Source organism: Ruegeria sp. CDSB117 (assembly GCF_059611005.1).
Map to the genome: position 1 here is coordinate 1 of NZ_JBXWOS010000019.1, position 14,046 is coordinate 14,046.

Annotated in this window: 12 protein-coding genes; 5 read left to right on the forward strand and 7 right to left on the reverse strand. The window is 53.2% G+C overall.

The genetic code is table 11. The features are described 5' to 3' along the window. Nucleotides 1–180 precede the first annotated feature (180 nt). From AC2FJC_RS18340 to AC2FJC_RS18350, 3 genes are all read left to right on the forward strand, one after another. Nucleotides 181–3,780: an adenylate/guanylate cyclase domain-containing protein gene (locus AC2FJC_RS18340; protein WP_496740630.1), complete on the forward strand. Its 3,600-nt coding sequence runs from the start codon at nt 181–183 to the stop codon at nt 3,778–3,780. Nucleotides 3,781–3,806: 26 nt separating this feature from the next. Beyond that, nucleotides 3,807–4,064: a DUF4242 domain-containing protein gene (locus AC2FJC_RS18345; RefSeq protein ID WP_058283661.1), complete on the forward strand. Its 258-nt coding sequence runs from the start codon at nt 3,807–3,809 to the stop codon at nt 4,062–4,064. Between the two features lie 117 nt (nt 4,065–4,181). Next, nucleotides 4,182–5,597 carry an FAD-binding oxidoreductase gene (locus tag AC2FJC_RS18350; protein WP_496740632.1) on the forward strand — a complete coding sequence of 472 codons (1,416 nt, stop codon included), beginning with the start codon at nt 4,182–4,184 and terminating at the stop codon, nt 5,595–5,597. Nucleotides 5,598–5,942: 345 nt separating this feature from the next. Here AC2FJC_RS18350 and AC2FJC_RS18355 read toward each other — a convergent pair whose 3' ends face one another. The 4 genes from AC2FJC_RS18355 to AC2FJC_RS18370 all read right to left on the reverse strand — a co-directional run bounded on the left by AC2FJC_RS18355 (nt 5,943) and on the right by AC2FJC_RS18370 (nt 9,540). Further along, nucleotides 5,943–6,179 carry a hypothetical protein gene (locus AC2FJC_RS18355; protein ID WP_496740633.1) on the reverse strand — a complete coding sequence of 79 codons (237 nt, stop codon included), beginning with the start codon at nt 6,177–6,179 and terminating at the stop codon, nt 5,943–5,945. Between the two features lie 221 nt (nt 6,180–6,400). Then, entirely contained in the window at nt 6,401–7,135 is a 735-nt protein-coding gene (locus AC2FJC_RS18360) for a tetratricopeptide repeat protein (protein WP_496740635.1), read from the reverse strand. A gap of 89 nt (nt 7,136–7,224) precedes the next feature. Then, complete coding sequence (locus tag AC2FJC_RS18365) at nt 7,225–8,364, reverse strand: GFA family protein (protein ID WP_496740636.1); 1,140 nt, start codon at nt 8,362–8,364, stop codon at nt 7,225–7,227. A gap of 210 nt (nt 8,365–8,574) precedes the next feature. After that, nucleotides 8,575–9,540, reverse strand: a complete 966-nt coding sequence (locus AC2FJC_RS18370; protein ID WP_496740638.1) for an ornithine cyclodeaminase family protein — start codon at nt 9,538–9,540, stop codon at nt 8,575–8,577. 285 nt (nt 9,541–9,825) lie between these two features. Here AC2FJC_RS18370 and AC2FJC_RS18375 point away from each other — a divergent pair, with 285 nt between their 5' ends. After that, entirely contained in the window at nt 9,826–9,939 is a 114-nt protein-coding gene (locus AC2FJC_RS18375; RefSeq protein ID WP_496740770.1) for an HNH endonuclease, read from the forward strand. Between the two features lie 374 nt (nt 9,940–10,313). Here the strand turns inward: AC2FJC_RS18375 and AC2FJC_RS18380 are convergent, their stop codons facing one another. The 3 genes from AC2FJC_RS18380 to AC2FJC_RS18390 form a co-directional block, all read right to left on the reverse strand. Beyond that, nucleotides 10,314–10,658, reverse strand: coding sequence for a hypothetical protein (locus AC2FJC_RS18380; RefSeq protein ID WP_496740640.1), 345 nt, complete (start codon nt 10,656–10,658; stop codon nt 10,314–10,316). Nucleotides 10,659–11,357: 699 nt separating this feature from the next. Continuing rightward, entirely contained in the window at nt 11,358–11,861 is a 504-nt protein-coding gene (locus tag AC2FJC_RS18385; RefSeq protein ID WP_496740642.1) for a hypothetical protein, read from the reverse strand. Nucleotides 11,862–12,246: 385 nt separating this feature from the next. Then, nucleotides 12,247–13,197 (reverse strand): GlxA family transcriptional regulator, encoded by a 951-nt coding sequence (locus AC2FJC_RS18390; protein ID WP_496740644.1) that lies wholly within the window; start codon nt 13,195–13,197, stop codon nt 12,247–12,249. Nucleotides 13,198–13,334: 137 nt separating this feature from the next. On the opposite strand from AC2FJC_RS18390, the gene AC2FJC_RS18395 reads away from it, so the two are divergent. Next, complete coding sequence (locus tag AC2FJC_RS18395) at nt 13,335–14,045, forward strand: GntR family transcriptional regulator (protein ID WP_109310760.1); 711 nt, start codon at nt 13,335–13,337, stop codon at nt 14,043–14,045. Nucleotide 14,046 lies beyond the last annotated feature (1 nt).

Below are 14,046 nucleotides of genomic sequence, written 5' to 3' on the forward strand. Positions count from 1 at the left end.
CGAAGGTCTTCCTGTCAGCCATCGCACTCGCGGCTACCGTTCTATTCTGGTTGTAAATCAATGAGTCTGGAGCCTAGAGCGACCCGAAGAAAGATGAAAGCGGACGCCATTCATTGAATAGTCAGTTCATTTTGAAAGCGTATTCTTGATTAGTGTCGCGTATCTCAGCATGATCCAAAGATGTCGGTTAAAATAGATAAGTGGTTAAACGATCTCGGCCTGAGTCAATACGCTGGTGTTTTTGCGGAAAATGATATTGATACGCGTGTTTTACCGCTTCTGTCTGGCGACGACTTAAAAGAGCTTGGAGTAAGTCTTGGTCACCGCAAAATTATCCTCGCGGCTATTCAAGAGCTAGCCGGCCAACGGCGCACAAATTCAACGGCACAAGCAGCAGAAGAACAAGTGCGCGAAAACATTCAAGTGCCGACGTCAGCCAATGCGCAAAGTGACGACGCGCCAAGACGACAGCATGTCGAACCGCCTACTGCAGAGAGGCGTCACGTAACTGTTTTGTTTGCCGATCTTGTCGGTTCGACTGAACTCACCAATCGCTTTGATCCCGAAGACATGCGGGACTTGCTACAGAACTATCAAGATGCCGTTGCAGGAGCCGTGAGCCGATATGGTGGCTACGTTGCAAAGTATTTGGGCGATGGTCTGCTCGTGTTTTTCGGATGGCCGCGGGCTTTCGAAGATCACGCAATTCGGGCGGTAAAAGCTAGTCTTGAGTCTGTTCACCGAGTCAAAGAACTCAAAACGCCTGACGGAGAGCCTTTGTCAGTCAGACTGGGAGTTGCGAGTGGTGATGTTGTGGTCGGCGATACCATTGGCGAAAATACATACGAGGAGGGGGCCATGACTGGTCCGGTCGTCAATCTTGCGGCACGGATTCAAGAACATGCAGAGCCAAACTCAGTCGTTTTGTCAGTTGAGGAAACCGAGACAGCTTTACATCGGATATTTGAGTTTAAATCTCTTGGGCAGGCAGAGCTTAAGGGGTTTGCTGAACCACGTAGTCTTCAGAAAGTGATGTCAGAACGCAGCGCGGAAAGCCGGTTTCAGGCCTCACATCGAGACGATGTCGACAGCGTCATGGTTGGCCGGGACTACGAAAAGGGAATTTTACTGCAATCATGGCAACGTGCTCAGAATGGCCACGGAGACGTTGTTCTGCTCTCCGGTGAAGCCGGAATAGGAAAGTCGCGGCTTACAGAGGAATTCCTTGCTGAAATCACCGAAAACGACGAAGTCGATGTCATAAGGCTGAACTGTTCCCCCTATCTCAGCAGCAGCCCCTTTCATCCGGTAGCCCAACGAATATCCCAGGATGCGGGTGTTGAACCGGACTTTGATGACAATCTGATCCTTGAGCATGTCAGAAAAATGCTTGAAGGACGACCAGGGTTGGACTGGGAACAAGTTCTGCCTGTCTTTGCAGCGTTGGTCGCACCTCGTAGTGCCCTCGCCCAAAAGGTGCTCGAGATGTCACCGCAGGAGCAGCGCGACATAACAATCCAAACATTGATCCACACGGTGCAGGTGCGGTCAAGCGTACGTCCGGTTATGCTGTGCGTAGAAGATGCTCATTGGATCGATCCTTCCACACAAGCATTGTTGGAGCGGTTTAAGTCGATATGCACCGATCTTCCTCTGATGATCTTGATAACCCACAGACCCGGGTGGGAATTGGCCCGTGATGATGGGGACACACACGTTCAGTCTCTGGTTTTGCGCCGTTTCGATTCTGCGCATGTCTCAAACCTTGTCGAAAATATTACAGGCAAGAGACCGGACGAAGCTCTGATCTCTACAATAGTTGAAAAAACCGATGGGGTTCCTTTGTTCGTGGAAGAAGTGACCCGAGCCATTGTCGAATCCGGCGAGCAGGGGCAAGGCCACATACCATCGTCATTGAAAGGCGCGTTGATGGCGCGGCTCGACGCAGTTTCGCCAGAGGCAAAACAGGTCGCCCTTACTGGTTCGGTTATTGGCCGGGAGTTTGAGCCGGGCATACTATGTGCCGCGAAAGGCTTTGAAGAATCTGATATCAACAAAAGCCTCGAAGAGCTTTCGCGAACAGGCCTGATCTTTGAAAGCGGGCACAATCGCGGGCACTTCGTTTTCCGCCATGCACTTATTCGCGATACCGCCTATCAATCCATGTTGAGTTCAACTCGGAGACAACAGCACGCAGACGTGGCGCGTGCTTTGATGCGGATAAGGTCATCTGAGATTGAGCGCCGCCCTGAACTTATCGCGCGCCACCTATCTGAGGCTGAGGACTGGAGTGCCGCGTTTGAAAAATGGCAGGTTGCGACAGAAATGGCGTTGGTGCGATCCGCGAGCCAAGAAGCGATGACGAACGCCAAGGAAACTTTAAGAGCTGCCGAAAAACTTGGCTCAGACACCAATACAGAATTGATCAAAGGCAAGATTCTAGTCGGCCGCAGCCATGACAGTCTGGGCCAATTGCCAGAAGGGATAGCAGTTCTGAAGGACGCTTCCAACGCGGCCCGGGCGGTGAGCAACGTGGAGCTAGCGGCTGACGCGGCCAATCACTTCGCTGACTCTTGCATGATGTCCAGCGAAAGGCACAGCGAGGCGATCGAACTCTGTGATAATGCGCTGAAAGGTTTGCCCGATGATGATGAAGTCCGTCGGTGCAGATTGATGAGCCAACTTGCGCGCGCCCATATGTTTGTAGGTCAGTTTTCCGAAGGTGCCCGCTTCGGCCAGCAATCCATGGAACTGGCCGCAAAATTGGGCGACTATAAATCCCAGTTCTCAGTAATGATGATGCATTTTGGAGCACCCTTTGTTGCGCGCAAGGGAAGAGAAACCCGCCATTGGCGCGAAAATCTGGAGGCTATGCATGGTGTGGCCGAGCATCTTGGCAGTATCGATCAGGGTCGAGACCGGACTCTCAGCTTGTTTGTAGGTGCCGAGATGGCAGACCGTGAGTTGATGGACCATTCTCTGGGCTTGCTCACCGAGATTTCGGAAAAGGACAATCATTTGCAACTCTACTGGGTTCAGAAACACGCACAGGCCATGGTTGCAATTATGGACGGCGATTTTGGCCAAGCGGAAAAACACGCCACCGAGGCCGTGAAGATCGGTCGAAAGACCCATGGGGAGCATGTTGAGGGCGTCTACGGGGTTCAAATGTTCACTATCCGCCGCGAGCAAAACCGGCTGCACGAGGTCGCGCCTGTGATCAAGAAATTGATGACGGACAGTCCCGAAGACATTTCGTGGAGACCAGGATTTGGCCTTATCGCGGCCGAGCTCGGATACAAGGAACCCGCTGAACGTATACTGAATGAAATGGCCGACAATGGCTTCGATCTTCCACTCGACGCTATGTATTCAACGACCTTATCTTATCTGACTGACATATGTGTCGCCATTGAACATCAGGAACATGCCAAGACGCTCTATGATTTACTGGCTCCGTACGAAGAACTGACGATTACTGCAGGGGCAACGACGGTGTGCGCAGGTGCGGCGGCGCGACGCCTCGGCAGTTTGGGCACGGTTTTGAAAGACTGGGATGCTGCTGAGATGATGTTCCAGAAGGCTATAGAAATTGACACTCGCATGAAATGCCCACCCTGGATCGCTCACAGCAAGACAGCTTATGCATCAGCATTGAGGCGAAGGGGACGCCCGAAGGATGTGGAACAGGCGTTTCAACTGGAAGGCGAAGCGTTGGCAATTTCGCAAGAATTGGGTATGGTTTCCCTAAAGTCAAAGCTCGAAGGAGTAGCGAGTTAAGGCACTTGAATTATTTGGGGGACTTTATGCCTAGGTACATAATTGAACGAAACTTTGCCGAGCAACTAAACGTCAGCGATGATGACAAAATTCACATCAAAGAAATCAATGACGAAGTCGGCGTTGAATGGATATTTTCATTTCTAAGTGCAGATAAGCGCAAAACATACTGCTTGTACGAAGCCCCTGATGAGGAGAGCCTCAGGAAGGCGGCTGAGCGCCTGAATATTCCTGCCGATGTCATAACACCCGTGGATCGGATTGATCCGGCAATATTCGCCTGACCAGCAGCCATTTTTTCCCAACTCAATGAAACGACTTCGCGAGACAACGCGACGGAAATAGCAATTAGCTGAGGCAGCCCTGCAAGAAGCCTGACCTGACTATTGGGAGGCTTACGCATGTTTGACCTGAAAACACTCGACGGAAGTACAGCTATTGTGCATCAAGACACCTTGGACGCTCTTGATGCATCACTTCGCGGCGGGGTCTACCAGAAAGGCACCCCGGAATACGAAGACGCAAGAACAACGTGGAACAGCATGTTCGAACGTTACCCAGGTTTCGTGATCCGCGCTCTGGGGGCAAGCGATGTGCAGAAGGCAGTGAATTTCGTGCGAGAGACCGACCTCGTTATGTCAGTTCGGTCAGGTGGGCATCAGATTGCTGGGCACGCTGTCGCAGATGAAACTGTGATGCTCGATCTGTCCCAGATGCGATCTGTTCACGTCGACCCTGTCAAAAAGACCGCTCGGGTTGCGCCGGGAGCACTGCTTGGAGATGTGGATCGCGAAACTCAGGCCCATGGGCTTGCCGTTCCCGTTGGCATCAACTCAACCACGGGCATCGCGGGCCTCACTCTTGGCGGCGGCTTTGGATGGACCACTCGGAAATTTGGCATGACGATCGACAACCTGCTCTCAGCGGAAGTCGTGACTGCGGACGGAGCTATTGTAACTGCATCCCCTACAAGTCACCCTGAACTTTTCTGGGCTATCCGCGGTGGGGGTGGAAACTTCGGTGTCGTAACCTCATTTGAATTCCAACTGCATGAGCTAGGACCCGATGTCCTGTCCGGCCTCATAGTTCATCCGATAGAAAATGCGCCAGAGCTCCTCGCTGAATTTGCTACGATTGCAGACAATTCCCCGGATGAGCTGACCGTCTGGAGCGTGATGCGGAAAGCGCCTCCTCTACCGTTTCTGCCAGCTGAGTGGCATGGGCGAGAGGTGCTGGTCTTTGCAGCCTGCTATAGCGGGCCGATGGAGGAAGGTGAAAAAGCTATGGCAGCATTACGCGCGCTAGGTGACCCAATCGCCGATGTGATATCTCCTCACAAATTCGTAGACTGGCAGGCCGCTTTTGATCCTTTGTTGACGCCAGGCGCCAGAAATTACTGGAAGAGCCATGATTTCGATGCGCTTTCTTCGGATGCAATCTCAGGACTTTTGGAAGCGATTTCCAGCCTTCCTGACCCCGCGTGTGAAGTTTTTATTGCCCATGTGGGCGGAGCAATGGCGCGCATCGAGGCCGGTTCAACCGCTTATCCCCAAAGATCTGCTCACTTCATCATGAATGTTCACACGCGTTGGGAGGACCCCAGCAAGGATGCCGAGTGTATTGCTTGGGCGCGAGATCTTTATGACCAGATGCAACCACACGCGAGCGGAAGTGCGTATGTCAACTTTATGCCCGAAGATGAAGCGGACCACATGGCAGGAGCATATGGTGATAACGGTGAGAAGCTTTCCAAGATCAAGGGCACATACGACCCCGCCAACTTGTTCAGGGTAAACCACAATATCTTGCCAGCGTGATGGGATGCAGAGCTGCATAGTTGGTCCAGATTGATGTTGAGTGTTTTGCCTTAGCATCATGCCGCATTTCTCGTTGGCTAATTTTCAGGCCAAGTGGAGCATCCAAGCGACGATCGCACTGGTGATCATGCACCCACCGGATTGTGGTTTCCGTAGATACGGCCCAAACCGGCCACTCGGCTACGTACAAAACTCCCGCGCCCGCAGCCCACAAAGCTGCCATTCGTTGCAAAACCGAAATTTGCTCGGTGGGCAAATTCACAGATCGCGGGAACTAAGTAGTCATTCGCAACTCAGTTCAACGGGGCTTTATTAGACGAGCTGACCAACTGAAACTCTGCGAATTCAGACAAAGCCGACAACGGGCGCTGTCTGGCTGAAGATCGGTCGCCGTGCTGAAATCGTTCGTTGGGCTTCTTGGATATGTCCCAATTTCAACAGCAGGTTCAGATAAGTCAGTTCCAATAGGTCGCGTTGCGCACGGCTGCCGCCCAGGCGCGCGTGATCCGCCATGACCGGTGTGAGCCGTTGCAGGGCAACCGTCCAATCCTGCCGTGCGATCGCGCCCCAAGCACTTGCCACTGGGCGTACGAGATCTGCTGCAAAACCCGATTGCGTTTCGGTCAGGACCGCGATGCGTAATCACTGAGGTCGCTCCAAAGTACCGGCGCCACCTTGTGACCCGCAATCTCGGAGCGGTACAGAAGAGCGGCGGCGTCCGTTAGAACATTGATCGGCAAAGAATGCGATACGGCGGGTGCGATAGCGCCGTTGTAAATCGCCCACAACTCTGTCTCATCCTCCTACTCCAGGGCCCACAGTGCGCGATGCCAGCTCAGGTGGCCGTGCAACACAGAGCGCACATCATAGTTTGCGATCCAGTTGGCAAGGTAGGCGCGACCAGCCTCCCCAGATCCCTGTTCGTAAAGCGTGTGTGCTTTGAAGTGCGACGCGTTTGCGTTGGCATTGTTCAAGGCGAGCGATCTGTCCATCATGGACATGGCCTCATCAAGTCGTCCAACCTCGCACAGCGCCTGACCATGCACGCTCATGATCCACCAATCCTCGCCCAAGGCATCATAGAGTTTGGTCGTGTAGGCAAGTTGCGCGCTTTCCCGACCGGGTTCGCCAGATGTCCCGATCAAACCGAAAATGTTGGTACAGATTTGTGCGACAAGAACATCACCCGGGTGACGTGCAGCGTGTTCCTGAACTGCGCTTCGCGCCTCGGAAACACGTCCCTGAAGCAGGAGACCCAGGGCCGCGAGGTGCCCTTCCTCGCGTTCGGTGAGGCCGGACGCGCAGGCGAGGGCCGACGCCATCGCCTCTTGAGCGCTCGGCATATCGTTTTCATACATTCGAGCCCGACCAAGCCCAACGTAACCAAGAGCGAAACCGGGGTCGGCCTCAATGGCAGCGGCAAAGGCATCTGTCGCGCCAAAAGTTGCTGCAAGAATGTGATCAAGCCCCGTGACATAGGCGTCCCGCGCTTTAGGCTCACTGGTTGTCAGAGTAAGTCCGTATCGATCAGCCAACATTTTCCCGCGTCCGTTTTGCAAGCAAGTCCAACGGTGTGCACACGCAATTGATCAATTCTACCATAAAAAAGGAGACCTAAGCATTTGGATCAATAGTCGACTGACAAGCGGACAAAGTCGCCGTTACTTACTGTTTCAGGTATGGTCAGACCGCTTTCTTTTTTTTGCCTGTTGACAGCGCGCGTCTCAGAGGGCGACGGTGTTGGCCCAGAACTTGGTTGGCCTACAGAAACCCAACGAGAGGACATCCTGGGATCTTCTTCTGTTCTAATTCTGGGTAAGTCGTCATGTATGTCGACCCACGGGATTTGACTTTCCACCCCATAGTGCAGTTCGGGTGGAAAATCGGCTGGGTTGTCCAGTGTTCCAACCCGGATTGAATAATACCCGATGTCGCTAATGTCGGTATAAATGCTCGTCCCGCAATTCTTGCAAAACGCTCGCTCAGAGAGCTTCGAAGAAACATACAAACCGGGTTCCTCACCCTCGAAGGTCACATTTGGCTTCTCAAAAATCGCCCATGCATTCAGAGGAGATCCAAGAGCCAGTTGGCAATGCCTGCAATGGCAAAAACCGACTGCAACTGGCTGAGACCAGACCTGATACCGAATTGCACCGCACAGACATCCCCCTGCAGTGACCGGTTCACTTTTCGCCGCTGTGAGGAAAGGCCACCCAATCGGCTTGGCCTCTTCACCGGAAGCTGTCAAAGTCGAACGGTAGGCGCGAACAGGCTGAACGATGTTTTTCAGCTTTCGATGGCCAATATCTACAAACGAATGCTCAATCTTATCTTTGACTTGGTCCAAGACACTCCCGGAGATGCAGAGCTCACCGGGTTTGGCAATTTCTTGAAGTCGGGACGCCTGATTGACACCGTCTCCAAAGATATCGTCGCCTATGACAACAATATCACCAAGATTAACGCCAATGCGAAAGGTGATTTTTTGTTTATCCGCGTTGTCGGCTTCTCGTTCAGCCACAACCGTCTGGGCTTCCAGCGCGCAAGCGACCGCATCAACAGCAGTAGGAAACTCAATCAGTAGGCCGTCGCCCATCGATTTGACTACACGCCCGTTATGAGTCGAGACCAGACGAAAAACGATGCCGTCAAAGTACATGCCGAGCCGCGCCAGAGTGTCTGCTTCGTCTCTTTGCATAAGGCCCGAGTATCCTACGACATCGATCGAAACGATAGCAGCAAGTTTTCTGATCTCTGGCATTGGCATGTGGTCAAGTTACGGCAGTTTAGCCAGCACGCATAGTCTGCGTCGTTGGTTGCGATGATTATGATTCCGCCTGAATTTCAGACACGCCACATAGCATTTGAACGACTGCCTGGGCTCAGGAACGGTCATCCAGTGAAATCTGTAACATCTGATATGCGGGCGGAAGCTGCCGTCCGATAAGTGGAAGTGGATATCAGATTCTAACTCTCTTCAGAGCGAAGTCCCCAATTTAGCAGCCTTCACACGATAAAAAGCTTCTACCGCGATCGCAGTGTCCTGTGCGCCAGTTCCCGTCAAGTCGCAGATCGTCACGGCACCAGTTGGGCGCGAGAAATGGTCCGCTCCTGAAATGATTGAACCGAGTTCTAATACTTTTCTGCTGCCTTCGCCTACATTTTGAAGCTCGCCGCCGATGACGCACTGATCAATCACATCACAAACCACGACGTTTGCGCGCTCGAGTACGTTCGAATGTAGTTCTTGTTTACCTGGTAAATCTGACCCCATGGCAGTGATGTGCAAGTCAGTGTGAAGCCATTCGGCCATAATGATTGGCTCCGTCGCAGGGGTCGTAGTGACGACAACTTGCGCAGACGTCACCAACTCCGCGAGGGACTGGCAGGGTTCCACCGGAATTCCAAGTAGACTTGTCATTTCAGTACAGTAGCTCGAAACAGATGCCGCGCTGCGCCCATAAACCAGAAGGCGTTCGAATCTACGCACAAGGGCGAGGCTTTCAATCTGATATCGGGCCTGAACGCCTGTGCCGACCACGCCGACAGTTTTGGTTTCTTGGGGTGCCAGGTACTTTGCAGCCACCGCACCGGCAAGTCCGGTGCGCAGGTTCATCAAATATCCATTGTCTAGGAATATACAATCAAAGGCACCTGTCTTTGCGCTCATCAAAGCGATGATACTACTGCAACTGGGCAGTCCGATCTGCGGGTTCCGAAAGAAGCCGGTGGCGATTTTGACAGCAAGATGCTCAGTGCCATTCACAAAAGCGCCCTTTGTGTCGACAGCACTATCCTCATCAATGTCGATATGCATAACTGGCGGCATTGAAATGCGCCCTTCCGAAATCCAGGAAAAGGACTGTTCGGTTGCGCCGAGCGACCCTTTGTCGATCGGAAGACAATTTCTCAACTCTGCTTCGGTGACAACCAAGGTGCCCATCGCAACTACTCCTTAGCGCGTATGCGAAGGGTAATGCATAGCCGACAGTAGTGTCATCCGCGAAGTCGCGAACCAGACTTTCGCCGCGAAATGGAAATCTGGCAAAGAGGGTTCCTTGCAGACCTCGGTGCGGACGCGGCATGTGTACCCTTGAGCCACCGTGCCACGTCGAGGACGGCCCAATCCCGACCTTCGCCGAGCATTCAAGATGCCGCAATCGCAGCCCGCTTGGCGACCTTGACCGGTATGCGGTAAGCGCCTCGCCCGTACTTCAGGTCGAGATTGGTGGTCATTGCCCGGATACGCGAAGGTGGACTAGATGCCGAAGAGAACATGGTCGCCCTTTGCCCGAACTGCCATCGCCAAGAGCATCACGGTAAAGATCGCAAATATTGGTAAAGTGACGCACTACCAATACTCAATATCATCCATTGCTTCCCGCACGCGCGCCATGCTGTGCGGGATAAACTCAGGTAGTTTTGTCAGACGTGTCAGGTCGCAGTTTGGCGACCGACCTACTGATGTCAGTCAACACGCCGACCAAGATACCGAAGACAATTGCGTAAAGGCCTTGGTCAATTGCCTGCCCCCTTGGTCTTGGAACCTAAAATTGCTCTGGCTGCACTCGCGGGGTCATCTGATGCCAACACAATGATTGCCGTAGCAATCCGCATTGCGCCGAGCACGATAGCGAGTACGGCTAGAATTCGGCCTAGTTTGGTGAATGCCATTTATGAACCTCTTAATAAAAGCACGAAGTAAAGGAGAATCGCTTAGCTTAGACCGCCCTTATCCACATCGAGCAAACACAGGTACTCTGCATTTCTGGTTTCTTCGTCGTCGATCTGCGGCAAAAATACGAAGCGGTCACCCCCTTCAACAATTGGCTCTGCGCTTAACGCGAAGAAGCGTCTGAAACCTACGAATGCGCCATAAGAGTTCTTCGCATTGACTTGTCCGCATACGTTGCCTGTTGGGAGTAAAACAACGTCTTTGAATTGCGCCGAGAAGGGATCGAGCAAAGTTTCTTCAAATGCTTTCCGAACCCCCTCTAAGTCGCGCTCATCGCTCACCTCTTGCCCGGTGCGAAAATAAGCTTGAGCGAAAAAGGAGAGCATTCCATTTGCGGTAGGCTCAAACCCGGATTTCTGCGCGAGATCGCCTAGAGCAGCTTTTGTTTGCCTGCCTGAAATTCCATCTGGCTCGCCAACATCATACAGGAGACTTGAGTTTCAATTGGATATAGTAAACCTCCTCACCCCCCTGAGCCAAGGATGCACTCGGAACACAAAGGCCTGCCAAGGCAAAGAGCACGCTTCCGACTGCTGATCTCTTGTGGTTTTTCTTCATTTCTGCACTGCTCTCTCAAATTGACATATGCCCTCAACTGTTAGTTGATTTGGGCGATTTTTTGTTACCTATCAGGCAACACTTGGAACCCGCAATGAGAGACAGGCAAGACGCATTTATGGGAGCGCGCGAAGGAGAAGAATCACTCCGCAATCGGACGAGTCAAAGACCGTTTAATGTGTCAGAGAATGTGTTAGCGCCTGCGATACAGGCAACTAACACGCCACACTTAAAATCATTTACTATCAACGCTTTGGATACTTTTTCGCCACAAAGACGGATTTTTCAATTCTCTCCAGCAGCACCATTCAATCTCCACTGCTAAACGCAAGCGCTGCTTTGTTATGAATGTGGAATCTGGTTGTCGCGCCAGTTGCGCCACAAATGCCCGGAACCAGGGCTGTGCGGTTCACGCCCGAAAGCCCGTTTTAGAAATCACCCAGTTTGCGACGGTACCGTTGAATGCGTCAAATGCGCCGTTCCGACGCCGACAATGCACCAGCTAGTGAGCTTTTGATCTCAGACGGGATGTTCCGGCCTTGCTGTTTCATCTTTGCGGCGATCCAGCCCGCGGAGTGTCCGCGGCATCCGATTTTGTTCGTGCGCGCAGCGGCCAGGGTTGTCGCCTTATCGCAAGCCAAGGCCATGGAAACCTCAACCTCGGACTCCGGCAGGGCCATTCGAACTGCGCTGAATACATCCATCGAGACCTGCAAAGTCTGACGCTCTAGGCGATGGGCGGCGTTGGTCAGCAGTCGCGTGCAATAAGCCGACAAGAAAAACCAACGGAACACCTGAAAAACCTGACCGTTGGACGCCGCCATATCCGGCGCGCGGTCCGCAACAGCGGTCAGTTCGGAAAAGGCAGCTTCGGCCAATTTGGCCGCATCGCAAATCTGACGCTCGCGACTGGCACGAGAAACCGCGCCGTTGGCGAAGCGGGAGTCAGATTTACCGATTTCCAAGTGCATTGATATCCTCCACCGTCAATTTGTGATGAAGATATAAAATCTGACGGCATCGCCGGCATGGGAATTGCGGTCAGAATTTCCCGAATTGTCGTCTTTTTTGGCCAACTTCAGAGTCTGTCTATACATTTCACCCTATAAGTTGGCCTGTTTTGAGCCATTTGGTCAACTGGTGAACACCGCAAACGTTAATGTTTTAAACAAAAAGCACACATATCTGACACGATCTTGTAATAGTTATGCCCACTTCGATATGTATGAATACTCAATCCTGCTGACCAGTTTACCAGTAAAGTTTTAACGAGGGGGTACGAAGCAGGATCAGGGGGTGAGCGCCTGTTCAGCCAGGCTCGCCTTAGGACAGAGACGCTCCCCCCGTCCTTATCAGTTAGTCTATCTTGTTCTTTTGCGCATGCGGCGTCACACCAAAACTCGACCGGTACACGCGCGAAAAATGTCCCGGATTTTCGAATCCGCAGGCCATTGCCACTTCGGTCACGGATGCTTCGGTCTGCAATAGCAGCTTCTGCGCGCGCTCCAGCCGAAGCTCCATAAAGTACTTCTTGGGCGACGTGTTGAGGTATTTGCCGAACAACCGTTCCAACTGGCGCGTTGAAATCCCCAGATCCCCGGCAATATCAGATGGGGAAACCGGTGCCTCAATGCAGTCCTGCATGATATGAATTGCCTTAGCGAGATGCGCGTTACGCATCCCGTTGCGCGATTGAAGGGACACGCGCTGTTTGGCCGTAGCATTGCGCACGGCGTTGTAGACCATCTGGTCAGCAACCGCGATGGACAACTCTTGGCCGTGGTCCCGTTCAATCAGGTGCAACATAAGGTCGGCGGTCGCCGTACCACCCGAGGCAGTGATGTGCTTTTCATCGGCGACAAAGACGCTGCGCACCAAGTTCACCTCGGGAAAGGCTTCCATAAAGGCATCGTGGTACTCCCAGTGAATGGCGGCCTGCATCCCATCCAGAAACCCTGCCTCGGCAAGCAACCACGCGCCCGAACACAAGGCGCCGATGGCGGTTCCCCGTGCCCGTTCGCGCCGCAGGGTTGCAAGCAAAGGGCGCGAGACATGGTTGCGCATATGAATACCCGACAGCACGAACAGCTGGTTTGTTTTTGGCAGTGCATCCAGTCCACCATGAACCAATGTCACCGACCCGTTGGAACAGACGGCCTGCTTGCTGTGTTCGGATACAAAAGACCACTCATACAGATCTTGACCGCTGACGAGGTTGGCAATGCGCAGCGGCTCGACCGCGCAGGAAAAGGCGAGATGCGAGAATTCCTCGATCAGGATGAAAGTGATGTGGCGGGGTTGGCGCATAGACGTCCGATTCAGTTTGACGTGGTCGACGGCCTATGCTGCACGATTCTTTTCTGTATACAACTTGTATTTTATTGGAATACAGAGAATGAACGAAATGGCCGGCACGATTCGCGCAGCGACTGTTGGAGGAACGGATGAAAGACGACGCCAAATCCCGAAAGGCCGAGTTGATGGAGCACCTGAAAGTGTCGATCCTGACGCTGCGCCTGCAACCAGGCACAGATTTGGACGAAGCGCATCTGTCCGACGCTTTCGGCCTGTCCCGCACGCCATTGCGTGAAGTGTTCCGGCAACTGGCGGGAGAAGGCTATCTGGACTTGCGCACCAATCGCAGTGCCCGGGTGTCTGAGATGTCTTATACCACCCTGCGTGACTTCTTTCTGGCTGCACCCATGGTCTATGGCGCGGTTTTGCGACTTGCCGCGCAGAACGCCACACGAACTCAGATCAACGACCTGAAAGACGCGCAACAGGCGTTCAAGGCTGCGTTGCAATCCGGATCCGCCGAAGATCGGGCGCTGGCCAATAACCGCTTTCATGATGTGACCGGAGAGATGTCAGGCAATGTCTACTTGCGGCCATCATTCAACCGGTTGCTGATCGACCATGCCCGGATCGGGATGACCTTCTATAGACCCCAATCCGCGCACAAGACCGAGAACCTGTCCGAGGCAAGTCGCCAGCATGACGCCATCATCGCCGCCATCGAGGCGGGCGATGAGGCGGCTGCTGCGCAGCTGGCCGAGGATCACTGGAACCTGTCACGCGACCAAATCGAACTGTTCGTGATGCCTGCTGCGCTGGATATCCCGATGGGTATCCCGCCCCTTTCGAAACCTGCATGAG